This window comes from Mycobacterium liflandii (assembly GCF_022354805.1).
Lineage (GTDB): Bacteria > Actinomycetota > Actinomycetes > Mycobacteriales > Mycobacteriaceae > Mycobacterium > Mycobacterium marinum.
Map to the genome: position 1 here is coordinate 3,208,827 of NZ_CP023138.1, position 22,879 is coordinate 3,231,705.

17 protein-coding genes and 5 pseudogenes are annotated in these 22,879 nt (G+C 63.8%); 10 read left to right on the forward strand and 12 right to left on the reverse strand.

What is annotated here, in order from left to right; genetic code table 11:
* Window positions 1-2 precede the first annotated feature (2 nt).
* The 3 genes and pseudogenes from CKW46_RS14425 to CKW46_RS14435 form a co-directional block, all read right to left on the reverse strand.
* Window positions 3-1,324 (reverse strand): annotated as a pseudogene (locus tag CKW46_RS14425) (alpha-amylase family glycosyl hydrolase).
* A gap of 10 nt (window positions 1,325-1,334) precedes the next feature.
* Entirely contained in the window at window positions 1,335-1,871 is a 537-nt protein-coding gene (locus CKW46_RS14430) for an alkyl hydroperoxide reductase (protein ID WP_012394462.1), read from the reverse strand.
* Between the two features lie 40 nt (window positions 1,872-1,911).
* Window positions 1,912-2,499 carry a peroxiredoxin gene (locus CKW46_RS14435; protein WP_012394463.1) on the reverse strand — a complete coding sequence of 196 codons (588 nt, stop codon included), beginning with the start codon at window positions 2,497-2,499 and terminating at the stop codon, window positions 1,912-1,914.
* Window positions 2,500-2,620: 121 nt separating this feature from the next.
* Between CKW46_RS14435 and CKW46_RS14440 the strand changes: the two genes are divergently transcribed.
* The 4 genes from CKW46_RS14440 to CKW46_RS14455 are packed head-to-tail and all read left to right on the forward strand — an operon-like array spanning window position 2,621 to window position 5,515.
* A complete protein-coding gene (locus CKW46_RS14440) occupies window positions 2,621-3,556 on the forward strand; it encodes a hydrogen peroxide-inducible genes activator (protein WP_020725291.1) in 936 nt (311 codons plus the stop codon).
* 34 nt (window positions 3,557-3,590) lie between these two features.
* Window positions 3,591-4,304 carry a hypothetical protein gene (locus CKW46_RS14445; protein WP_015355527.1) on the forward strand — a complete coding sequence of 238 codons (714 nt, stop codon included), beginning with the start codon at window positions 3,591-3,593 and terminating at the stop codon, window positions 4,302-4,304.
* Window positions 4,301-4,744: a TIGR03618 family F420-dependent PPOX class oxidoreductase gene (locus CKW46_RS14450; RefSeq protein ID WP_011740861.1), complete on the forward strand. Its 444-nt coding sequence runs from the start codon at window positions 4,301-4,303 to the stop codon at window positions 4,742-4,744. Before CKW46_RS14445 ends, CKW46_RS14450 begins: the two co-directional genes overlap by 4 nt.
* Before the next feature lie 9 nt (window positions 4,745-4,753).
* On the forward strand, window positions 4,754-5,515 hold the full coding sequence (locus CKW46_RS14455) for an enoyl-CoA hydratase/isomerase family protein (RefSeq protein ID WP_117437236.1): 762 nt from the start codon (window positions 4,754-4,756) through the stop codon (window positions 5,513-5,515).
* A 30-nt stretch (window positions 5,516-5,545) separates the two neighbouring features.
* Here the strand turns inward: CKW46_RS14455 and CKW46_RS14460 are convergent, their stop codons facing one another.
* A complete protein-coding gene (locus tag CKW46_RS14460; RefSeq protein ID WP_012394467.1) occupies window positions 5,546-5,722 on the reverse strand; it encodes a (2Fe-2S)-binding protein in 177 nt (58 codons plus the stop codon).
* 308 nt (window positions 5,723-6,030) lie between these two features.
* On the opposite strand from CKW46_RS14460, the gene bfr reads away from it, so the two are divergent.
* From bfr to CKW46_RS14485, 5 genes and pseudogenes are all read left to right on the forward strand, one after another.
* Entirely contained in the window at window positions 6,031-6,510 is a 480-nt protein-coding gene (bfr, locus tag CKW46_RS14465; RefSeq protein WP_012394468.1) for a bacterioferritin, read from the forward strand.
* 441 nt (window positions 6,511-6,951) lie between these two features.
* Window positions 6,952-7,446 (forward strand): carboxymuconolactone decarboxylase family protein, encoded by a 495-nt coding sequence (locus CKW46_RS14470; RefSeq protein WP_117437235.1) that lies wholly within the window; start codon window positions 6,952-6,954, stop codon window positions 7,444-7,446.
* Between the two features lie 48 nt (window positions 7,447-7,494).
* The gene (locus CKW46_RS14475) at window positions 7,495-8,847 is read left to right on the forward strand and encodes a type I glutamate--ammonia ligase (RefSeq protein ID WP_117437234.1); all 1,353 of its coding nucleotides are present in this window, start codon (window positions 7,495-7,497) and stop codon (window positions 8,845-8,847) included.
* Between the two features lie 3 nt (window positions 8,848-8,850).
* Window positions 8,851-10,005 (forward strand): annotated as a pseudogene (locus CKW46_RS14480) (amidohydrolase family protein).
* Window positions 10,002-11,408, forward strand: a complete 1,407-nt coding sequence (locus CKW46_RS14485; RefSeq protein ID WP_015355532.1) for an amidase — start codon at window positions 10,002-10,004, stop codon at window positions 11,406-11,408. Before CKW46_RS14480 ends, CKW46_RS14485 begins: the two are co-directional and overlap by 4 nt.
* Before the next feature lie 593 nt (window positions 11,409-12,001).
* On the opposite strand, the pseudogene CKW46_RS14490 reads toward CKW46_RS14485, so the two are convergent.
* A pseudogene (locus CKW46_RS14490) lies at window positions 12,002-13,204 on the reverse strand (ISAs1-like element IS2404/ISMul1 family transposase).
* 203 nt (window positions 13,205-13,407) lie between these two features.
* Here CKW46_RS14490 and CKW46_RS14495 point away from each other — a divergent pair.
* Window positions 13,408-17,920, forward strand: a pseudogene (locus tag CKW46_RS14495) (amino acid adenylation domain-containing protein).
* A gap of 23 nt (window positions 17,921-17,943) precedes the next feature.
* On the opposite strand, the gene CKW46_RS14500 reads toward CKW46_RS14495, so the two are convergent.
* The 7 genes and pseudogenes from CKW46_RS14500 to CKW46_RS14530 form a co-directional block, all read right to left on the reverse strand.
* The gene (locus CKW46_RS14500; RefSeq protein WP_041300230.1) at window positions 17,944-18,387 is read right to left on the reverse strand and encodes a nuclear transport factor 2 family protein; all 444 of its coding nucleotides are present in this window, start codon (window positions 18,385-18,387) and stop codon (window positions 17,944-17,946) included.
* Window positions 18,388-18,505: 118 nt separating this feature from the next.
* A pseudogene (locus CKW46_RS14505) lies at window positions 18,506-19,822 on the reverse strand (cytochrome P450).
* Between the two features lie 110 nt (window positions 19,823-19,932).
* Window positions 19,933-20,355 carry a lipoprotein LpqH gene (locus CKW46_RS14510; RefSeq protein WP_015355536.1) on the reverse strand — a complete coding sequence of 141 codons (423 nt, stop codon included), beginning with the start codon at window positions 20,353-20,355 and terminating at the stop codon, window positions 19,933-19,935.
* A 41-nt stretch (window positions 20,356-20,396) separates the two neighbouring features.
* Window positions 20,397-21,230 (reverse strand): SDR family oxidoreductase, encoded by an 834-nt coding sequence (locus CKW46_RS14515; RefSeq protein ID WP_482053295.1) that lies wholly within the window; start codon window positions 21,228-21,230, stop codon window positions 20,397-20,399.
* Window positions 21,231-21,244: 14 nt separating this feature from the next.
* On the reverse strand, window positions 21,245-21,703 hold the full coding sequence (locus CKW46_RS14520; RefSeq protein WP_015355538.1) for an SRPBCC family protein: 459 nt from the start codon (window positions 21,701-21,703) through the stop codon (window positions 21,245-21,247).
* A 55-nt stretch (window positions 21,704-21,758) separates the two neighbouring features.
* Window positions 21,759-22,172 (reverse strand): transglycosylase family protein, encoded by a 414-nt coding sequence (locus CKW46_RS14525; RefSeq protein WP_117436410.1) that lies wholly within the window; start codon window positions 22,170-22,172, stop codon window positions 21,759-21,761.
* 118 nt (window positions 22,173-22,290) lie between these two features.
* Window positions 22,291-22,863: a chorismate mutase gene (locus CKW46_RS14530; protein ID WP_223161353.1), complete on the reverse strand. Its 573-nt coding sequence runs from the start codon at window positions 22,861-22,863 to the stop codon at window positions 22,291-22,293.
* Between the last annotated feature and the right edge of the window lie 16 nt (window positions 22,864-22,879).

The window sequence follows — 22,879 nt, forward strand, 5'->3', positions numbered from 1 at the left end:
CGCTAGGCGGGTTGCAGGATCCGCCAGCCGTACCCCTCGACGAGCACCTCGTCGGTGACCTCCTGGGGCGGCGCGGCAGATCCGGCAAGCACCTCGGCGCGAGGGATGCCAAGATCCGGCAGACTCATCCGAAGCGGCTCATCGTCTGCGTTGAGTATGACCACTAGTGCGTTGTCGGCGCTGCGGGTCTGGTAGACGTACTGACGGTTGCGCAATCGTAGTGCGCTGGTGGAGGCCGTGTGTAGCCATGGATAGCGGCGGCGTAGCCCGACCAGGTACTGGTGCAACGCCCAGACCGACGCCTGGTCGTGAGTCAATTCGAATGGGGGAGAGCCGAATTCCGGGCGTATCGCGTCGTCACCGCCGTAGCGCTCTTCCTTGACGGCACGCCAGCCGAATTCGTCACCGGCGTAGATGCTCGGAATTCCACCGACAGTCATCAGAATCACCAGCGCATGGGCTAGGTGCTCGGGACGTTCGAGGCGGCTGGCGATCCGGGTGACGTCGTGATTGCCGATGAAGGTCAGCGGGGCAAAGCTGGCGACAAACTCGTTGTGCCGCTGTAGCGCCCAGTCCAGCTCGAAGAAGTTGCCGTCGTTGAGACCGCTCCAGATCGCCTTCCAAAGTTCGTACTGAGTCACCGAGTCGAAACCGGCGCCCTGCACCGCGGCGGCATAACCGCGGCGGCATAGTCGCCGTGAATTATCTCGCCGACAAACCAGGCCTGCGGATATCGGTCCCGCACTCGGGGCAGGACCTTCGCCCAGAACTGTTGTGGCACCGCGTAGGCCGCATCCAGGCGCCAGCCATCGGCACCGCGTTGCAGCCAGTGCGCCATGACATCGACGACGTAGTCGGCCACCTCCGGGTTGGCATGGTTGAGTGTGATGAGCCCCGAATGTCCTTCGAAGGTACGGAAATTGCCTGCTCGGCCACAAAACCAGCCTGCGGAGGACGGGTCGTCAGCGGCGTGGCGATAGCTGTGGAAATCCACACCGACGTGGTTGAAAACGCCGTCGAGCAGCACCCGCAGTCCACGCCGATGCGCCTCGGCGACGAGGTGGTCGAAATCACCCTCGTCGCCGAGGCGAGGATCGATGCGGAAATGGTCGGTGGTGTCGTAACCATGGGTACGCGAGTCGAAAATCGGGCCCAGGGCAACCCCGGATGCGCCCAACTCGACGGCGTGATCAAACCAGCCAACGAGGCGCCGTAGTCGGTGCTCTCCCGGATCAGGTGGCTGATTGGCGGGAAAAGCACCGACGAAGCCCAGGGGATAGTCCTGCCACCAGATCGCGTGCTGCACCCAGGTGGGCTTACTCACGGCGCAACGATCAGCCGACGGCCGCCAGCGTCTGTGCAGCGGTGAGCGCTTGTGCCACACCGCAGACGATAGCCGCCGCCTTCAGCGCCTCCAACACCGCCTCGCGGCCCACACCCGCCTCACGCAGCGTGTGCTCGTGGGCCACGACACAATGGGAGCACCCATTGACCGACGACACGGCAAAGGACCAGAGCTCGAAATTCGCCTTGTCCACGCCCGGGTTGGCGATGATGTTCATCCGCAATCCGGCACGCAGATCGTCGTACTGGCCCTCGAGGAAGCCGCGCCCCCGATAGAACACGTTGTTCATGCCCATGATCGACACGGCTCCCAGCGCCGCCTGGTACGCCTGCGCAGACAGATTGTCAGCCGCCTCCGCACCGATCTCGGCCAGCACCTGCGCATTGCGAGTCGCTGCGGCGCTCGCCAAAAGCGTGCCCCAGAGCTGCTCTTCGTCCAGCACCGTAGTGCGGCTGATCGAGCCCAGGTTCAGCTTGAGATCTTTGGCGTACTCAGGCAACGCTGCCTTGAGGTTTTCGATACTCATGTCTTCTCCGTCCGGTCCTCAGTCTCTGACCAAGCCCCGACTACGCCGAAGCCTTCAGCAGCTCGCCGGCGTCCAGCGTCGGGTCACCCTTGCGCCAGTTGCAGGCACACAGCTCGTCGGACTGCAGGGCGTCGAGCACACGGAGCACCTCGTCGACGTTGCGGCCGACAGATCCAGCGGTGGCCGAGACGAACTGAATCTCGTTGTTGGGGTCGACGATGAAGGTCACCCGGTCCGCGACACCATCGGCGTTGAGCACACCGGTCGCCGCCACCAGCTCGCGCTTGATGTCGGCAAGCATCGGGAAGGGCAGGTTCTTGAGGTCGTCGTGCTGCGCACGCCACTGGAAGTGCACGAACTCGCTGTCGATCGAGACACCCAGGACCTGCGCGTCGCGGTCCTCGAACTCGTCGTTGAGCTTGCCGAAGGCGGCAATCTCGGTCGGGCACACGAAGGTGAAGTCCTTGGGCCAGAAGAACACGACCCGCCACTTGCCCGCGTGGTCGTCACTGGTCACGGTCTTGAAGTAGTCACCGGGCTGCTTGGCGTCGACCTTGGACAGATCGCCACCGATCAACGCAGTCAGGCTGTAGGCGGGAAACTGTTGGCCGATGGTCAGCAGGGACATAACTCTCCTCATTTTCGATTTTTCGCTTTTCGGTATTCCGCACATGGCTTTTGGAGCCCACACCATGTTGCCTGCAGAAGACTGTTAGGTAAAGGTGATGCTTGCCACTATATTGATCGGCATGACCGATAAGAGCTATCAGCCCACCTTGGCCGGGTTGCGCGCGTTCGTCGCGGTAGCGGAAAAGCAGCATTTCGGCAGCGCGGCAAATGCTCTCGGCGTCAGTCAGTCGACGTTGTCGCAGGCGTTGGCGGCACTGGAGGCCGGACTCGACCTTCACCTCGTCGAACGATCGACCAGGCGGGTTTTCTTGACGACCGAGGGCAGATCGCTGCTACCTCACGCCCAGGCCGCGGTGGAAGCCGTGGAAGCCTTCACCACAGCCGCTGCGGGAGAGGCGGATCCGCTCAACGGCAGCATCCGGTTCGGCATCATCCCCACCGTTGCTCCGTATGTGCTGCCCACGGTGCTAGCCGGGCTGACCCGGCGTCTGCCCACCCTGACGGTACGAGTGATTGAAGACCAGACCGAGCGTCTGCTGACCGCCCTGCGCGAAGGTTCACTCGATACGGCCCTGATCGCGCTGCCCGCCGACTATGGCGGTCTCACGGAAATACCGATCTATGAAGAGGATTTCGTGCTGGCGCTACCGCCTGGGCATCCGATGGCGGACCGGCACGGAGTCCCTGTCGCGGCACTGTCCGAGCTGCCGCTGCTGTTGCTCGATGAGGGGCACTGCCTGCGCGACCAGGCTCTGGATGTCTGCCAGAACGCCGGCGTCCGGGCTGAGCTTGCCGATACCCGGGCAGCTTCGCTGGCGACCGCCGTCCAATGCGTAAACGGCGGCCTGGGCGTAACACTGATCCCACAGAGCGCGGTGTCCGTCGAGGCTGCGCGTAGCCGCGTCGGCCTCGCGCACTTTGCCGCGCCCACTCCGGGGCGACGCATCGGTCTGGTCTACCGCGCGTCCAGCGGTCGCGACGAGGCCTATCGGCAGCTTGCGGCAATCATGGGCGAATCGATCAGCAACGAACAGCAGGTGCGCCTGGTCAACTGAGCCTGCGGGGGTAGGTTCGGCCTATGGAGGACCTATGGAGAAGATAATCGCCGTCCTCATGCACACGGACCCCAGCGAGCGGTGGTGCGCTCGCCAACGCGGTCCCGTTGCCGAGTCGTTGTTGGCGCTGGGCCTGCCCGGACTGTCGGTCAATGTCCGCGACGGCGCGGTATGCGAGTCGCTGATGACTCTGACCACACTGGACCCACCGGTCGCCGCGGTAGTGAGCGTGTGGACCCAGCAGTGCTACGGCGACCAGGTAGCCGAAGCGCTGCGATTGCTCGGTGCCGAATGCCAATCGCTGGGTGCCTACCTGGTGACCGAGTCGGTGCCACTGGTCGCGCCGAGAGTCCAACCCGGCAGTCGCACACCTGGATTAGCCAACATCGCGTTGCTGCGTCGGCCCGCCGCGTTAGATGAACCAACCTGGCTGGCCCGCTGGCAGCATGACCACACGCCGGTGGCGATTGAGACCCAGTCGACCTTTGGCTACACGCAGAACTGGGTGGTACGGACCCTCACCCCAGGGGCACCAGAGGTCGCGGCCATCATCGAGGAACTGTTCCCGATGGCGGCAATCACCGATCTGAAGGCATTCTTCGGCGCCAGCGATGACGGCGACCTGCAGCACCGGCTCGGCAGGATGGTGGCCAGCACGGCCGCATTCGGCGCCAACGAGAATATCGACACCGTTCCCACCAGCCGCTATGTGTTCAAGACACCGTTTACATGCGAGGAGCGTCAATGACAACACTCAACGACGCAGTCGGCCTGGCGACCGCGGATCGCGGCCTCGCCGTTGTCTCCACCGTTCGCGCTGACGGCACCGTTCAGGCTTCGTTGGTCAATGTCGGCCTGCTGATGCACCCCGACCACGGCAGACCGGCCCTGGGCTTTGCCACCTACGGCAAGGTCAAACTCGCCAACCTGCGGGCTCGACCTCAATTGGCCGTCACATTTCGCAACGGATGGCGGTGGGCGACGGTGGAGGGCGGCGCGGAGCTGGCCGGTCCGGACGACTCCCAGCCATGGCTGGCCGACCGCGAACAGCTGCGACTGCTGCTTCGCGATGTCTTCATTTCGGCCGGTGGCACCCACGACAACTGGGACGAATACGACCGGGTGATGGCCGAGGAACGACGAACCGTGGTGCTCATCGAGCCGACCCGCATTTACGGCAACGGCTAGGCTGCAGCAGTGACGCTGCAGATCGATGATGACAACCGCGTACGCACGCTCACGCTGAACCGTCCCGAGGCGCTCAACGCATTTAACGAAGCCCTCTACGACGCGACCGCCCAGGCCCTCTTGGACGCGGCCGACGATCCGCAGGTTGCCGTGGTCTTGCTGACCGGCTCGGGTCGCGGCTTCAGCGCTGGCACCGATCTTGCCGAAATGCAGGCTCGCATCAACGATCCAAATTTCTCCGAGGGGAAATTTGGCTTCCTCGGTCTCATCGAAGCACTCGCCGGGTTCCCAAAGCCCCTGATTTGCGCCGTCAACGGGCTTGGCGTCGGGATCGGCGCCACCATTCTGGGCTATGCCGATGATCTGGCTTTCATGTCCTCGACAGCGCGCCTGAAGTGCCCCTTCACCAGCCTCGGCGTGGCTCCCGAAGCGGCCTCGTCCTATCTTCTGCCGCAACTGGTGGGCCGCCAGAACGCGGCTTGGTTGCTGATGTCCTCGGAATGGATTGACGCCGAAGAGGCACTGCGGATGGGCCTGGTCTGGCGAATCTGCAGTCCTGAGGAACTGCTACCAGAGGCGCGTCGTCATGCCGAAATACTTGCTGCCAAGCCGATTTCCAGCTTGATGGCGGTCAAGCACACGATGGTCGAACCCAACCGTGCCCAGATCGCGGCGGCCAGCGCACGAGAGAACGCGCACTTCGCGGAGCTGATGGGCGCTCAAGCCAACGCCGCTGCCCTTGCCGATTTCACCGATCGCCGGCGACCGTAAACCGACGAAAAACCCACTATCGGGGCACGCTCAGACTGCCGCGGGTTGGGCTGCGGCCGCGATAATGGCCCGCAGCGTGCGGCGGCAACGCCCGCAGTCGCTGCCGGCACCGCATGCGGCGGCGATCTCCTTGGAGGTTGCCGCACCGCGGGCGACGGCATCACAGACGGTCTGATTGGTGGCGCCGACGCAAAGGCACACGTACATCAGCAAACCCCCATCAGATGCTCGCTCACGCCACCGAATGACGTGTCTTCACAAACTGCCGGACGAACGCACCGCATATTAGTGGAGTCTAACCTAGACTAGGTTAGTTGAGTCTAACCTAAGAATCCTGAAGCTCAAGGCAGACGACGCGCCGATCGCGTCCAAAAAATCCGCTGCTAGCCTCGCCTGCTGAACTAGATTTGAGTTTGGCACCCGAAAGGCACAGCCAGAACACAGCATGGTGACGCTCCAGCCCAGCTCACCTGCTGCGGTAAGACATGACAGCCTGCTACCCCCTAGGAGTGATCATGCAAGGTGATCCCGATGTTTTGCGCCTGCTCAATGAGCAATTGACCAGCGAGCTCACCGCTATCAACCAGTACTTCTTGCACTCGAAGATGCAGGAGAACTGGGGGTTTACCGAGTTGGCGGCCCACACCCGCGACGAGTCCTTCGACGAGATGCGCCACGCCGAGGCGATCACCGATCGAATCTTGTTGCTGGACGGATTGCCCAACTACCAGCGCATCGGCTCCTTGCGAGTCGGCCAAACGCTGCGCGAGCAGTTCGAGGCCGATCTCGCGATTGAATACGAAGTGGTGAACCGGCTCAAGCCCGGAATCATCATGTGCCGCGAAAAGCAGGACAGCACCAGCGCGGTGCTTTTCGAGAGCATCGTGGCCGACGAGGAAAAGCACATCGACTACCTGGAGACCCAGCTGGAGCTGATGAACAAGCTCGGCGAGGAGCTGTACTCCGCACAGTGCGTCTCGCGCCCGCCGAGTTGATCTCGGCCGTGGGTCCGTCCCCAGGCGCAGCGCGGGGCTAGTCGAACATCCATCCGATGACATGCCCGTGCGGCTGGCTGACCTCTCGGCCAGCTTGACCGCCTCGTCTGCCGGAACCGGGTCGCGGCGATGCGCCTGTTCATCGCCCCGTACCGGTGCGCCCGGCCACCGCCCGACGTGAATGCGAAAGCCCTTTGGCCGAGGCGATTTCGTCGCAGCCGCAGTCGGGCGCTGCCGCGCCGGGATACTGCGCGCACCGCCGATGGCATCCCGGTGGGTAATACGTCTGAACGGGGAGGCCACCGGCGTACGTGGGGCTTGTCGAGTTCTGGATCAGCGCGTTTAGGCAACCGCTGCGCCATCGACGGCCATCTCGAAAGACGGGACCCTGAGCCCGGAACGCACTGACCAAACCGGCCAGCGCGGGCGTAGCATCGCGCCATGAGCCGCATCGGAACATTCGCCGACGATGACGTCGCCGGCTGGATTCAGAAATCACCCGAGCTCGGTGGTGCGCTTGCTGCCTTCAGCCGCGCCGTGTACACCAGCAACCGATTGCCACTGCGAACTCGGGAACTCGCGCGTGCTGTGATTGCCGACAACAACGAATGCGTCGTATGCGCCAATACCCGCGATGCCGACGGCCCGGCGGCCGGAGTCGACGAGGAACTCTATGATCATGTCGCCGAATCGCGTACCTGGCCCGGCTACAGCGAACAGGAGCGGCTGGCAGCCGAATTCGCTTACCGGTTTGCCACCGAGCACACGGTATTGCGCGATGACGAAGACTTCTGGCGCCGCGCCACCGAACACTTCTCCGAAGACCTGCTTGCCGACCTGGCCTTGTCGTGTGCGCTGTGGGTGGGCATGGGGCGGGTCCTACGCATCTTGGACATCGGCCAAGCGTGCATGCTCACCCTGCCCAGCCGCGCCTAGCCGCGCGTCCACGCGGTCCGGGCGGCAAGGCGCTGCACAATGACTTCCATGACAGCAACACCGCTTGCCGCCGCGGCGATCGCTCAGCTGGAGGCCGAGGGCGTCGACACGGTCATCGGCACCGTGATTAACCCCGCCGGCCTCGCGCTGGCCAAGACCGTGCCGGTGCGCCGGACCAACACATTCGCCTATCCCGGCCTCGGTGCCAGTCCGACGTGGCACGGCTTCGCCGTGGACCAAAGCGGTATCGCGTTCAGTGATGAAGTGGGCGTCATCGGCGACCAACGCCTGCGTATCGACCTGTCCGCCCTACGGGCAATAGGAGACGGATTAGCGTGGGCGCCTGCCGCTTTCTTCGAGCAAGATGGCGCCCCCGTTGCCGCGTGCACCCGCGGCACGCTCGCACGGATCGAGGCCGCGCTCGAGGAAGCGGGCATCGAGGCGATGGTGGGCCACGAAATCGAATTCCTCGTGGTCAACCCGGACGGTACTCAGCGGCCGTCGACAATGTGGGCGCAGTACGGTCTTGCCGGGGTGCTCGAGTATGAGCATTTCGTGCGGGACGTCAACGCTTCGGCAACCGCCGCCGGTGTCGGGATCGAGCAGTTTCACCCGGAGTATTACGCCAACCAATTCGAAATCTCCCTAACACCGCATTCCCCGGTCACCGCCGCCGACCAGCTGGTGTTGGCGCGGATCATCATCGGCCGCGCCGCCCGTCGGCACGGACTACGCGTCAGCCTGTCCCCAACACCCTTTGCCGACAATGTTGGTTGCGGCGCGCACCAGCACTTTTCGTTAAGCACCGCCGAGGGCCCGATGTTCTCAGAGGGCGCCGGCGCGGCCGGGATGACAACGGCGGGCGAAAGCGCGGTCGCCGGTGTACTGCGCGGTCTGCCGGAGGCCCAGGGGATTCTGTGCGGATCGATCGTCTCCGGCTTACGCATGCGCCCCGGTAACTGGGCTGGCGCCTATGCCTGCTGGGGTACCGAAAACCGGGAGGCGGCAGTTCGATTCGTCAAGCACGTCCCCGGCGCCGCCTATGGCGGCAACGGTGAAGTGAAAATCGTTGACCCCTCTGCCAACCCGTACCTTGCATCGGCCGCGATTCTTGGGCTGGCACTCGACGGCATCCAGCGGAAAGTCAGCCTTCCGCAGGAGACGGTGATTGACCCGGCAAAACTCTCCAATGCCGATCGCGACCGCGCCGGCATCTTGCGGCTGCCCGACGATCCGCGCGAGGTTATTACCGCGCTGGACAATTCGCAGACGATGCGGCGCGTGCTCGGGGATGCCTCAATCGACGCCGTCGTTGCGGTCCGCAAACTGATGCAGGAACGCTACACCGACCTGAACCCCGAACAGCTGGCCAACAAGTTCCGCATGGCCTGGAGCCTGTGACAAGTGACGGAGTCCGCTACTTCGGAGCTGGCCCGACATATCCGCGATGTGGCGTTGATTGATCAACATGTGCACGGCTGCTGGTTGACCGCGGGGGAGAGATCGCGGTTCGAAAACGCCCTCAACGAGGCGAACACACAACCGCTTGCCGACTTTGACTCGGCGTTCGACTCGCAGCTGGGGTTTGCGCTGCGCAAGCACTGTGGCCCCATCCTGGGCCTGCCTGAACACGTTGACCCGAAAACATATTGGGAACATCGCAGCCAGCTCGGGGAAACCGAACTGGCTGAGCGGTTCTTGGCGGCCGCCGGGGTAACCGACTGGCTGGTAGATACCGGCATCGACAGCGATGTAGCTGGTCCGGCGGAGTTGAGTGCGCTGTCAGGGGGCCGTGCTCACGAGGTGGTCCGACTCGAGCAGGTGGCCGAACAGGCCGCGCAGGCGCCGGGCGACTATGCCTTGGCATTCCAGGAACTCCTACACCAACGTATGGCAACGGCCATCGGCACCAAGTCAATCCTGGCGTACCGGGGCGGATTCGACGGCGACTTGACCGAGCCCTCACCGGCCCAGGTTGCCCAAGCCGCAAAGCGGTGGCGGGACTGCGGTGGAACCCGGTTGAGTGACCGCGTTCTGTTGTGATTCGGGCTCCATCAGGCGCTGCGACTGGGAAAGCCGCTACAGCTGCACATCGGCTTCGGCGACCGGGACTGCGACCTACACAAGACCAATCCGCTGTATCTGCTTGATTTCCTGCGCCAGTCCGGCGAAACCCCGATTGTGCTGCTGCATTGCTATCCTTACGAACGCGAAGCCGGATATCTTGCACAGGCTTTCAACAACGTCTTCGTCGATGGCGGCCTGACCGTCAACTACCTTGGGGCGCGAGCGCCGGAATTCATCGGCCGGCTATTGGAATTGGCGCCCTTGCGAAAAATCGTGTATTCCTCGGACGGTTTCGGCCCCGCAGAGCTCCACTACCTGGGAGCGGCTTTGTGGCGCAGAGGCATTCACCGCGTTCTACACGGCTTCGTACAAAGCGGCGACTGGGCCGAAGCCGACGCGATCCGCGTCGTCGACCTCATTGGGCACGACAATGCAGCCCGCATATACCAATTGGAGCAGAAGGGCGATCAATCGATGAGCAAGAATTCATGACCGAGTTGTGCCACCTGGGCGCCCACGAGTTGGTCGCCCTGATGAGCGCCGGCTCGGTATCGTGCCGAGAAGTCATCCAGCAGCATCTGGTTCGGATTCGGTCCGTCAATCCCGCGCTCAACGCGCTGGTTGAGGCCGAAGATCCGGAGCGCTGCTTGCGGCAAGCCGACCACGCCGACGAGTGCGTCGCGCGAGGCGCCCCGCTGGGCGCGGCGCACGGTCTGCCGGTGGTGATCAAGGACGTCATGCAAGTGGCCGGGCTGGCGTGCTCCGGTGGCAGTCCAGGCTTGCGCGCCGTGGCGGACACCGACGCTACCGTGGTGTCGCGGCTGCGGGCCCAAGGGGCGATCGTGTTGGGGATGACCAACGTCCCGGAGATGAGCCGCGGCGGGGAGTCGAACAACAACCTGTATGGGCGGACCAACAATCCCTACGACCTCACCAGGACTCCCGGCGGCAGCAGCGGAGGTTCGGCCGCGCTCGTCGCCGCCGGCGGGGCCGCGTTGAGCGTGGGGTCCGACGGCGGTGGCAGCATCCGGCAGCCATGCCACAACACCGGCATAGCCGGCCTGAAGCCCACGCACGGCCGGATCCCACGCACCGGGAGCGTATTCGGCGATGCTCTAGGAGTTTTCAGCCCGTTCGTGTGCTACGGGCCGCTGGCCCGATCGGTTAGAGATCTGTTTCTGGGCCTGTCGATCATGAATGGCCCAGATCTCGCGGACCCGTATACGGCGCCGGCTCCGCTGGGCAGCCCGGACGATGTGGAACTGGGCACTCTGCGAGTGGCCGCCTATCTCGATGACGGCATTTCGCCACCCTCCGAAGAGGTTACGGCGGTCGTCACGGCGGCGGTCGAAGCGTTACGGGAGGTGGTCGCCGTCATCGATCACGCCGTGCCGCCCTGCCTGAATCGCACCACAGACCTGTTGTGGACGTCGATCTTCCTAGGTGGTGACCGGGGCCGGGGATTTGAAGAGGACCTGGGGGCCATCGGCACCACGGCGCCGTCCGAAGAGCTGGCCGAGTTCACGGCGCAGGCCCGCCAAGTGGACTTCTCGCTCACCGAAGCCCGACGCCGCCTGGTCGATATCGACCACTACCGCATCCAGATGCTGGCATTTATGGCCGACTACGACGTAATCGTCGGCCCGGCCATGCCCACCCCGGCCAAGCCGCACCACCACGGCCTGGTCGAGATCAGCGATTTTTCGCATTTGATGGTGCATAACCTCACCGGATGGCCCGCTGCGGTGGTCCGGTGCGGAACATCGCCAGGTGGCTTGCCCATCGGCGTTCAAATCGCGGCCCGGCCATGGCACGACGGCACGGCGCTGGCGGTAGCGAGCCACCTCGAGGCGATATTCGGCGGATGGCAAGCCCCAGGGCTGGTGGTGACCTGACGGTCGCCTAGTTCACCACACGATAGTGATTGGCGACGCGACCGAGAGTCTTAGTCGGTGATGCCCTCGACGTGGAAAGCAGGAGCGCTGTGAGCAACCTCAACCTCGCAGAACAGAATTTCGTGCGCCATTCGACTGGCCTCCTCTGGTGGATACAGACGAATCGCCGGATGCGCTCGCCAACTTTGATGCAGAGCTTTCCGGTTTTTGGGTAGCACAACATCCCCCGAACGGGTGTCAATTGCACCGGAATGCTCGCCCCCTGTACGGGGGGAAGTCGTGTCCCCAGATCGGGGGACACGACCAGCGGCGCGACTACGGCCGCGCCGTTCCGGCGCCAAAACGACATCGCCCCCTACAAATCCCGCGCGCCAGCGGATACTGATGAAGTGGTTGCGCGTGTAAACTTCTACCACGGCGTATTGACGACTTCAGTGCACAGCCAGTGTTGTATCCGAAATGTGCAGCAAACTCGGACATTGGTTGCGATGACCTAGGTGAAAAATGGCACCACGCTCCGTCACCACCGTGGCGACTTGCCGAAAGACTAGGCGGCCCGTTTCGGTCTGCGCCCAGGGCTCCGGCGTTGTTGATTAGCAGGCTTGTGAGCTGGGGAATTGTGGATTGAGGAGGTCTAGGCGGCGGTTGGCGGTCAAAGCGGTGATCCGGCAGGCTTCGGTGATGTTGTCGGCGCCGTTGAGGCGGTGCAGATTGATCGCGGTGTTGCGTAGCGTTGCTAGGACCTGTGCGCCGTTTCCGGTATGTGCCCTTTGACGGTCTTCGTCGAAGGTGACGTCGCGTATCCAGTGCAGGCTGTTCTCGATTCCCCAGTGTTGACGCATCCAGGTCATGATCGCGGTAGGGCGGGCGTGCTCGAACGGCAGGCTGCAGATGGCATAGACCACCTCCACGCTGCGCTGGTCGGTGGCGGTGATCAAACGTTCACGAGTGATCCGGATGATTTGTTTTGCGTAGGGGAAGCCGATTCCTCGTGCAGCGGTGATGATTTGCAGGGTGCGGGTCTCGACACGGCCGTGGCCGCGGGAGTCGTCGGTAGCGGCTGTGGGCACCTCGGCCCAGGGCAGCGCGGTGATACGCGCAAGTATTTTGGCTTGGTTGGACTTGACGATCATCAGGTAGTGCGACTTCAAGGTGGCGCAGATCAACTTCGCGGTGACGACCTGGGTATGCATCGCATCCACGGTGACCAGCCACCGCAAGCTACCCGGCAGCAGCGTGAGCAGGGCACGTACGCAGGGAATTTCATTGCTTTTCTCGGCGACAGCGAGTTGACCGAGCACCAATCGGGCACGGTGGGCGAACACCGACACGAGATGCGTGGCTGTCGCTTTGGCGCGTAAAGCACCACGCAGCATCTTGCCGTCCAACGCGATCGGCACCAATCCACTGGGGTCGCTGCTGGCCACGTGTGCAGTGAAGTAACTGCCCATCCTGGCGTTGAGGTCGGCGGGGTCTAGCCGAGACAAAACAGCGCGGAAGGTCTTCTCACTGGGCCGCCGGAACCGGACCCCTAATTAGGCCAACACATCATCGGGAGCGGTGGCCGCCCATGTAGCAAAAACAGCATAGCCGCGCATCCCCGCGGCAGTGGCCAGAACCGCGATCGCCAACAAAGCCATCAGCGAATACCTCCGACCGCGTGGGTCCCTCGGGTCTGGCACCGAGGCCAACACACCGAGAAACTCCGATCCGATGAGCTCACTGCGCTCACCAGGACTCCAGCGGTCGAACACCTCTGGAACCGACGACACAGGCAATACTGAAACGGTAGGCACGGGCAACTCCAGACCAACGACGAACAGTAACCAACTCGATCGTTCTCCAGATAGCCCGTGCCTACACTCCGGCCCCAATAGCGCGGCACCAAAGATCATCAACCCAGCTCACAAGCCTGCTAATCAACAACGCCGGAGCCCTGGGTCTGTGCCGGTGACCTCGGGAATCGCCACCGCGCGCTTCGGGTCCGTACCGGCACCTGATGTCTGCTCCCACCGACCCGCACGGCGCAGTGCCGGCAAATGGGAAGTTCCTCGCACTCACGCGCGGGCAGCTCGACGTATGGCCCTCCCAAGAGCGCAACGACTCGGGAATACCCTGGCAAACAAGCTTTTTCGCAGTGATCAGCGGCCCGGTCGATCCGGTCCTCATCGAGCGTGCCGTCCGGCGGGCGGTGGCCGAATTCGAGCCGTTGCGGGTCGGAATATTCGAGGTCGACGCACAGGTCTGCCAGAAACCGCGGGACTATCCGGCCGTTACTGTCCCGCTCGTTGACGTGAGCGGCTCGCGACATCCGGTTCGGGAAGCGCACCAACTGGCCGCGTCGATGCAGCGCCAGCCCATGGCATGGGCGGGGCCGTTGTTCCGATTTGCGTTATTCCGGACGAGTCCAAACCAATTCTTCTTGTTTTTCTGTCTACATCACATCGTGGTCGACGGATTTAGTTCCGTGCTGTTCGTCAGTCGAATCGCCGTTATCTACTCGGCGCTCGCCTCTGCCACGCCAGTCCCGGCAGCATCCTTTGGTTCGCTGCACGATCTGGTCGGCGCCGAACTGGAGTACGAGGTGTCCTGCAAGTATCGAGAAGACCTGCAGTTTTGGCGGGAGAATCTGCCCCCGGACCGCCCAGCGCTCCAATACCAGTCCGCGGAGACCGGGAATGAGAACGATCGCTACGGCGCGTCGGCGCCGGTGGTGCTGGATGCCGCCGCCGCGCAGAGCATTGATGTTCTGGCCACAGTGTTAGGCGTCAGGCGATCCTCGATCATCACCGCAGCGTGTGGGCTACTGGTACACGGTTGGGATGGTGGCGGTCCGGAGGTGGTACTGGATTTTGCGGTGAGCCGGCGCGGCACCGACAAGTTGAAGACGATTCCGGGGATGGTTGCCGGGGTGGTTCCGCTGGCGTTGCCGACATCACCCACTTCCTCAGTTGCTGAGCTGTGTACGCAGGCGGATTCGCGGGTCCGCGATGTCCTACGACATCAACGGTTTCCGGTACACACGTTGTGCGGGCCCCTCAGCGGAATCGCGCTGAACCTGCTCCCGCCGACGGCGATCCCACATTTCGGTGATGCGCCGGCCTCGCTGGTGCATACCAATTTTGGCCGCGGCAATCGATTTGGAATGTTCGTCATGATTGAGGGGCAGCGGCTGCTTTTGAGCACGGCAGGTGCTGGCGCGCCATCATCAGATTTCGAGGGCCCAGCCTTGGCGCAACGACTGACTGGGCTCTTGATGGTGTTGGCCGCGGATCCGGCGCGGCGGTTGTCATCAATCGACCTGCTCGATCAGCTCGAGCGCCGCCGGATCCATACGTGGGGTAACCACGCCGCGCTGACCTGCCCCGCTGCTCCTACCCAGTCGATTCCGGAGCTGTTCGCCGCCCACGTCGCCCAGAGACCGGACGCTGTCGCGGTGACAGCCGCGGACGTCGTGCTGAGCTACCGCCAACTCGACGCCGCCAGCAACCGGCTCGCGTCCTTGTTGGCATCTCACGAGATAGGCCGTGGCGACGTCGTAGCGTTGCTGCTTCCACGCAGCGGACGAGCCATCATCGCGATCCTGGCAGTGCTGAAGGTGGGAGCGGCCTACCTGCCCATCGACCCGGACCACCCCCGCGCCCGCGTTGCCTTCCTGCTCGACGACACCAAGCCGGTGGCTGTCCTGACCATCCGCGACTTGACCGGCGGTCTGGACGGCCACGCCCTGGCGGTCATCGACGTCGACGATCCCGCCGTTGCCGCCCGACCCAGTACGGGGCTGCCCGCGCCAGCCGCCGACGACGTCGCATACGTGCTGTATACATCCGGCACCACCGGCGTGCCCAAAGGCGTGGCGATCACCCATCACAACATTGCCCAACTCGTGGCCGCACCCACCCCACTGAACGCCCAGAACAGTCTGGCCGTAACCCATTGCCACTCCTACGCATTCGACTTCTCGGTGTGGGAAATCTGGAGCGCGTTACTGCACGGCGGGCGACTTGTCGTGGTAGGCGAAGACGCAACTCGTTCCCCCACCGATTTCCACGACTTGCTGCTGGAACAGCGAGTCAACGCGCTGACCCAAACCCCCTCGGCGGTTGCCGCATTGTCAACCGATGCTCTGGAAGCCACGACACTCGTGGTCGGCGGTGAACCCTGCACCGCCGAGGTGGTGGATCGTTGGGCGCCCGGGCGAGTGATGGTGAATGCCTACGGCCCAACCGAATCCACTGTCTGCGTCAGCATCAGCGCACCGCTGGTTGCCGGTTCCGGGACCGCTCCCATCGGCCTACCACTGCCGGGTACTGCTCTATTTGTATTGGACTCGTGGTTGCGCCAGCTGCCCCCGGGGTGGTGGGGGAGCTGTATGTGGCGGGAAGCCAAGTTGGGCTTGGATATTGGCACCGCTCCGGGTTGACGGCATCGCGTTTTGTGGCCTGCCCGTTCGGGGAACCGCGGGCAGCCGTATGTACCGGACCGGCGATCTGGCCTGCTGGGGTGCTGACGGTCAACTGCACTACAAGGGTCGGGTGGACGACCAAGTCAAGATTCGCGGCTATCGCATCGATCCCGCCGAAATCACCACAGCGCTAATGCGGTCGCCCAGCGTGAACAGTGCGGTCGTCATCGTCCGCGAAGACCGCCCTGGCGACAAGCGTCTGGTGGGCTACATCACCGGCCAAGCCGACCCCGAAGCTGTTCGTGCCGGTCTCAAAGACCAACTGCCCCACTACATGGTTCCGGCGGCCATCATGTCGCTCGAGCGGTTGCCGTTGACGGTCAACGGGAAACTTGACGTTGCCGCGCTGCCCGTTCCGGACTACATCACCGGTTACCGAGCCCCGACCACGCCGGTGGAGGAAATCGTGGCCGGAATTTTTGCGCGGGTCCTCGGGCTGGAACGGGTCGGCGCCGACCAGTCGTTCTTCGATTTGGGCGGCGACTCGTTGCTGGCGATGCGCGTGGTCGCGGCGGTCAACACCGCTTTGGCCGCAGACCTGTCCGTGCGGGTGTTGTTCGATGCACCCAGCGTCGCCGAGCTGGTGCCGCACATCAACAAGGGATCGGCCGCCTCGATACCCCTGGCACCGGTCCAGCGGCCCGAGCGGGTGCCGCTATCGCCGGCCCAGCACCGGATGTGGAGTGTCGTTCAGCTGCAGGGCCCCTCCGCTGTGTTCAACATCCCCTGGGTGCTGCAGTTGCGTGGCATCCTGCACACCGAGGCACTGCGCCAGGCCCTAGTCGATGTTGTTTGTCGTCACGAACCGTTGCGCACCGTTTATCCCGCCGTGGACGGTGAACCGCACCAAGTCGTCTTGGCGCCCGAAGCGGTGGACCTGTGCTGGGAGGTCATTGACGCCACCACCTGGACGCCGGGTCAGCTGCGTGACGTCGTTTCGACCCAAGCCCGCCACAGCTTCGACCTGGCCAGCCGGCTGCCGCTACTGGTCCAGCTCTATCGCCGGGCCGACGATCAATACCTGCTGGTTCTCGTGCTGCACCATATTGCCGCTGACGGCTGGTCACTGGCCCCGCTGGCGGCCGATCTCGACGTGGCCTACCGCAGCCGATGCGACGGGCAGGCCCCCGGCTGGGAGCCGTTGCCCATCCAATACATCGACTACGCCTTATGGCAACGCGCGTACCTGGGGGACCCGGCGGATCCCGACAGCATGATCGCCGCGGAACTTCGGTACTGGCAGAAGACGCTTGCGGACATGCCCACGCATCTCGAGCTATCACCCGGGCAACCCGATGCCACCTCGTACGACACTCGCGGCGACACGCTGGCCGTGCGCTGGCCGGCGGCATTGCACCGCCAGATAACCGAGCTGGCGTGCGCACAGCACGCCACCAGCTTCATGGTCGTCCAGGCGGGCTTTACCGCGCTGCTCTCACAACTGGCCGCCAGCAACGACATCGTGGTGGCAGTAGCGGTCGCCGGTCGCCGTCACCCCTCGCTCGATGAGTTGGTCGGTGTGTTCGTCAACACGGTGCTATTGCGCATTGCGGTGGCCCCCGACCTGGATTTCGCACACCTGCTCGACCAGGTGCGTACCCGCAGTCTGCAAGCACTCGACCATCAAGACATGCCCTATGGCGTTCTGGTAGAACAGATCAACGCCGCCCGCTCGTCACCCGCTAGCCCCTTGGCCCAAGTCATGCTGGCCTGGCAAAACAACAAACCGGCCGAGCTGGCACTGGGCGAGCTGGAAATCACCGAAGCCCCGGTGCACACCGGGGCGGCACGGATGAACTTCTTGTTGTCCCTGACCGAGCAGTTCACCGAGAGCGGTGAGCCCGCCGGGATCAGCGGAGTCGTCGAATACCGCACCGCCATGTTCACTCCTACGGTGATCGAAGCCATTACCGACCGGTTGGAGAGGCTCCTAACGGTGGTGACCGCCAACCCGCGGCGGCAGTTGTCGTCGCTGTCTGACCTCGACCGGCTGCCCTGGTCCTATGGCGGCTGTGCTGGTGGTCGGCGCGTTAGACCCCACCGGTAGTCACCGGCGACATCAACCGGTTGCTAGACCAGGCTGCTCGCGTCGAATATCCAGCCCTGATCTGCCGAGCCAAGGTTCTCAAAATGCTGCGGCGGCGCAAAGGCCACCAGGCTGTTGAAGTCCCAATAGTCTTTCCACACGGTGATTTTCCCGTCGGCGACTTGATGGACGGTAACGAACCTCAGCAGCCCCTGCTCACCGGTCGCGAACGTCCAGGTCTCGGAGTGCTCATACATGACATCGGAACCGCTGGACAGCAGCAGTCCGTCGTGGTTCTCGTAGCCGGCCAGGGGTTCCAACCCGAGCTTCAGCCGCGTGACGATGTCGTCCGGACCGCGCGCTGACAGCGCGGGAACCGGCATGTCCACATACAGGCAGTCCGGCGACAAAAACGTCTTGACGCCATCCCAGTCCCTCCGAGACAGCGCGTGCCACATCCCACGCACCGTATCGCCAACCGAAATCAAAGAAAGTTCTGCCATAACGGCCAATAACACTTGGTCCCTCTTGGGCTGTCAACCACCACGCTGCGCCGATGCCAATTGGCGCCCTCAACGCGACCGGCGGACACGCCCTCGCGGTCCGCTAGGAGGCGGCCAGCGCGCGGGCCGGTCCGAGCGTGACCGGCAACGTCGACCAGCCCCGCAACACGCGGGTGTCGCGGCGACTTCCCGCGCCGGCGGCCCGAACGTCGGGGAAGCGCTCGAAGAACGTCCGCAACCCAACCTCTCCCTCGGCCCGGGCCAGAGCCGCACCAAGACAGAAATGACGACCCGTGGAGAATGCGAGATGCCTTCCGGCATTAGCGCGTTCGACGTCGAAACGGTGCGGGTTCGGGAATACCGCCGGGTCGCGGTTGGCTCCGGCCAGCTAGGCCACCACCATTTCGCCGCGATTGATTGGCCAGCTCGCTATCTCGACATCGGTGCGGGCCACCCGGGCGGTGAGCTGGACTGGTGAATCCAGCCGCAGGATCTCTTCGACCGCGTTCGGCCATAGTTCCGGACGCTGACGCAGTGTCTCCAGTTGCTCGGGGGCATCCAGCAGCATCCGAATTCCGTTGCCCAACAGGTTGACTGTGGTCTCGAAGCCCGCAACCAACACCAGCCCAGCAATCGCGCGCAGTTCGGATTCATCGAGATATGTCCCAGCATCACCACTTTCAGCGACCCGGATCAATTGACTCATCAGGTCGTCGCCGGGGTTTCGACGCAACTGCTCGAGGTGTGCCGTCAGCCACGAGTTGAATCCCGTTATGCCCTGCTGTATGCGCCGGTACTGCCGGTAGGGGACCCCGATATCCAGGCTAGGCGCTGCCAATTCGCCGTATTCCAGCACTCGGCCGCGGTCTTGTTCTGGAACACCGAGGATTTCGCTGATCACCATGATCGGGAGCTGGGAACAGTACTGGCCCACCACGTCGACAACACCGGGCCGCTGCGCGAGTTGATCCAACAGACTGTTCGCGGTCTGCTCGACCCGATCGCGTAGCGCGGCAACCGCTCGGGAGGTGAAAACCGCCGACACCGTCTTGCGGTATCGGGTGTGATCGGGCGGCTCAACGGCCAACAGCGACGGCGGCCGCAGCGGATGCAGCTGCTCGTCGCGGGTGCGGCGCTCCAGCCAGCGCAGCGGTCCCGGCAGGTTCTCACCGAACGAGATGGTGTGGAAGTCGTCGGAGCGCAGCACATCGTGCGCGAGCTGATAGTCAACGGTGAGGTAGTTGACGCGGGTCCGCACCATACGCCCGTGGCGGCGCAACTCGTCATGGAACGGTCCCGGGTTGGCCGCAACTGCCGGGTCGGCGATCAGCCGAGCCTCCAATTCACCTCGTCGAAGACCGATATTGGCCATGCCCCGGATTACCCCGTGCATCGCGAACCAGTGCAGTTTGTCCTTCACCGCGCCTCCATCGATCGACTTCGCCATTGCGCTTGTGACCAGACTAAGCTCGTCGAGGTCGCCGACGCAGGGCTAATCGAGGCTCGCGCCCCGAGGCAGAGCCCAACGGGTCAGCACTCGGCGACGATCTTGAAGTCGGTTGTCACCACCTTGTTCGGGTTGTCGCTGCCGATACCGTAGGCGCTGCCGGTGATCGTGTATGTCCCGTGGGAAAAGTCCACCTGAGCCTCTCCCACCCCGCCTTGCCAATAGCTGCCGTTGAACCCGTCAACATTGCGGATCTTCACCCACTGCGGAATCACTCGCTCGCCGCTGATCAGCACCACCGCCTGGACATGGCCGTCCCGGTCGCCGATGTCGATGGTCCGGTAGGACTGCTCCTGACTGCACGCGGCGGGGCGTGCCGTGTGGGTGGAGCCGTCGATGGTCACGTGCGCGGCTTGGCGGGGCACCGTCATCGCGCTCCCGCACCCGGAGACGGCAGCGACCACGCTCATTGCAAGCCCTGTGACAGTGACCAACCGAATCTGCACGAGCCACCTCCATTGTGGACACCAGCGCTGTGCCCGAGACTCTACTGCTGTCCTGTTCCAAACGTGGGTAGGGATTTGAGAATGCGGCTACGAACGAATTCCGGACTGACGCCCTTGAGCCGATCGATCCAGCGAATGCTTGGCGGCACGTACCAATGCAGCCGCGTCGGGTGCTGGTAGGCGTGCCAGGCCGCCTCGGCGACGCTGGATGCCGGCAGTAGACGAAACATCCCCTTCTTGGGCGCGGCGGCGCGGATCTGCTCGCTGGACAGGGTCGGGGCGGAGGCGTCGGAGTGCTGCCGAGTTGAGGTGAGAATCGCGGTGTCGATCAACCCGGGCAGCACGTCGGCAACTCGCACACCATGGCGCCGCCATTCGGTGCTCAACGCTTCGGTGAGTCCCTTGACGGCGTGCTTGGTTGCCGAATAGACCGCCAGCCGTGGCATGCCGTAGGTGGCCGACGACGACGATGTGGAAAACATCAGACTTCCCGGCGCCTTTCTCAGATAGGGGAGGGCGCCGTAAGCCCCGGTCAGCACCGCCTTGAAGTTCACGTCGACGACGCGCATCGCGGCGTCGTAGGGTACGTCCTCGAACCATCCGCCTTCGCCGATGCCGGCGTTGTTCCACATCATGTCAAGTCCGCCGTGGCTGGTACCGGCGCAGAAATCGGCCAGGGCGCGATCCAACGCATCCCGGTCGGTCACGTCAACAACGCGGGTCCACAGCCGCTCGGTGCCAAGTTCGGCGCCCAGCGCGTCAAGGCCGGCGCCGTCGCGGTCCACCGCGGCGACCCGCCAGCCTTTGGCGTGAAACAGCTTCGCCCCCTCGCGGCCCATTCCGCTGCCGGCGCCGGTGATGAATACCGATTTCATGGAGCGCCGCCGACCTAGGCCGCCTCGACCACGTCTTTGATCCGGTTCAGCGTCTTGGTCATGTCCCGAATGTTGCGGCGCTTGCGCAGCCAGCCACCGAACATCCAGTAGTACACGGTGCTCAGCGGAGACTCCGCGAGCCGAAATGACTCGGTCACATCGGTCCCGCCCCCCGAGGGCGCCAGGCGATAGTGCCAGTTGTTGACCGGTCTGTCGCCCATCATCACAGCAAACCCGAACTCGCGACTTGGCTCGCAGGCCGTCACCTCGCAAACCGTCCAGTAAACCGGTCCGATCTCGTTACGCCGAACATGCCCCCGGAACCTGGCACCCAGCGCAGGGCCGGTCGCGCCGTCGAGCCATTCGGCCTCGAAGGTTTCCGGCGAGAATCGTCCGGTATTGCGGATGTCGGCGATCAAATCCCAGATCTTGTCCGCCGGGGCTGCCATGTGAACTGTCGCTGAACCCTCCATGACACGATCCAAACACGCTCGCTGTAACACATGGAACCGAACCAGCGATATTCCCCTAACGGGGCGTGAATATCGAGATGATCTGAGTCACCGTCTGCTCGAGCTGACGTACCGGTTTGGGCAACACCACGGGCACCGGCGGCAATCCACCGACGGACGAACATTTGGGCCAGGCGGCCGGTCCCTGTCCTGCCAGAACCCGGTTGGCGATTGCGATTTGTTGCTGTTTAGAGGCACTTGCGGGGTTTCCCACCCCACCGTATTCCTCCCAGGTGGCTTGCTTGAACTGCAGACCGCCGTAGGCGCCGTTGCCGGTATTGGCCGACCAGTTTCCGCCAGACTCGCACTGCGCGACGGCTTCCCAGTTCATCAGATCGGCCTGTGCGACACCGGTGGACAGTGACATCGACGCAACGACGAATCCACCGGCGAGCGCGGACTTGGTGAGGGGTTTCGCGATGTGTGTCATGTCCGACTTTTCGGCGGACGTAGTCAAAGCGTTACCGATTAGAGAATCTTGTGAGATTGGAAATCTATCGCACCGAAATTCACCGAGTAGGGAGGCAAACCGCCCGCGGGCCGCTACCTCAGGCTTGGCCCCCGGCCGGGCAGTACGACCTCGTTGCGGTCAACAGAGCACGTTGATAGAGGCTGTCCAGCTGACGAGCCCGTATCGTGTCCGCCCTCGCGAGGTCGAGTTGGGCCGCGCAGGACGCCGACTCCAGCAAACTGCGATTAAGTGTTATCTGAGATAAAATCTTATCGTTTAGCGCATCGATCTCGGCGCGCGATGCGGACAGGTCGGGGGGTGCCGCGGGGACGTCGGCCGAGCCGAACTTCCAGTCCGCGAAGCGGCTGTACTCGATCGCCTCGGTCGCGCTGATCTGGTCGCCAAACAACCGGGTGACGTAGTTGGGGTCGACCTGTGCGGCGCGGGCCGCATCGCCCAGCTTGGCGAGTTGTTGCTGGACGCGGTCCGGGTCCTCAATGGCCACGCGAGCATGCCACTTGAAGGCCGCCACCGGGTCTGCCACGGCCAACCGCTGCGCCGCCGCGTCGACCAAGGTGATCAGCGGGCTGGCACTGTCGGCCCGCACCTGCCCGGGCGCGCCCAGCGCCACCGCAAGCAGGGCGGCCGCCCCGCCGAGCCCGACACCCAACCGATGCCGAGTCGAT

What these genes read in the sequence shown, in the direction of transcription:
- CKW46_RS14430 (WP_012394462.1), bottom strand. Translation starts at nt 1,871, where the DNA reads ATGAGTATCGAAAACCTCAAGGCAGCGTTGCCTGAGTACGCCAAAGAT.
- CKW46_RS14435 (WP_012394463.1), bottom strand. Translation starts at nt 2,499, where the DNA reads ATGTCCCTGCTGACCATCGGCCAACAGTTTCCCGCCTACAGCCTGACT.
- CKW46_RS14440 (WP_020725291.1), top strand. Translation starts at nt 2,621, where the DNA reads ATGACCGATAAGAGCTATCAGCCCACCTTGGCCGGGTTGCGCGCGTTC.
- CKW46_RS14445 (WP_015355527.1), top strand. Translation starts at nt 3,591, where the DNA reads ATGGAGAAGATAATCGCCGTCCTCATGCACACGGACCCCAGCGAGCGG.
- CKW46_RS14450 (WP_011740861.1), top strand. Translation starts at nt 4,301, where the DNA reads ATGACAACACTCAACGACGCAGTCGGCCTGGCGACCGCGGATCGCGGC.
- CKW46_RS14460 (WP_012394467.1), bottom strand. Translation starts at nt 5,722, where the DNA reads ATGTACGTGTGCCTTTGCGTCGGCGCCACCAATCAGACCGTCTGTGAT.
- bfr (WP_012394468.1), top strand. Translation starts at nt 6,031, where the DNA reads ATGCAAGGTGATCCCGATGTTTTGCGCCTGCTCAATGAGCAATTGACC.
- CKW46_RS14470 (WP_117437235.1), top strand. Translation starts at nt 6,952, where the DNA reads ATGAGCCGCATCGGAACATTCGCCGACGATGACGTCGCCGGCTGGATT.
- CKW46_RS14475 (WP_117437234.1), top strand. Translation starts at nt 7,495, where the DNA reads ATGACAGCAACACCGCTTGCCGCCGCGGCGATCGCTCAGCTGGAGGCC.
- CKW46_RS14485 (WP_015355532.1), top strand. Translation starts at nt 10,002, where the DNA reads ATGACCGAGTTGTGCCACCTGGGCGCCCACGAGTTGGTCGCCCTGATG.
- CKW46_RS14515 (WP_482053295.1), bottom strand. Translation starts at nt 21,230, where the DNA reads ATGAAATCGGTATTCATCACCGGCGCCGGCAGCGGAATGGGCCGCGAG.
- CKW46_RS14520 (WP_015355538.1), bottom strand. Translation starts at nt 21,703, where the DNA reads ATGGAGGGTTCAGCGACAGTTCACATGGCAGCCCCGGCGGACAAGATC.
- CKW46_RS14525 (WP_117436410.1), bottom strand. Translation starts at nt 22,172, where the DNA reads ATGACACACATCGCGAAACCCCTCACCAAGTCCGCGCTCGCCGGTGGA.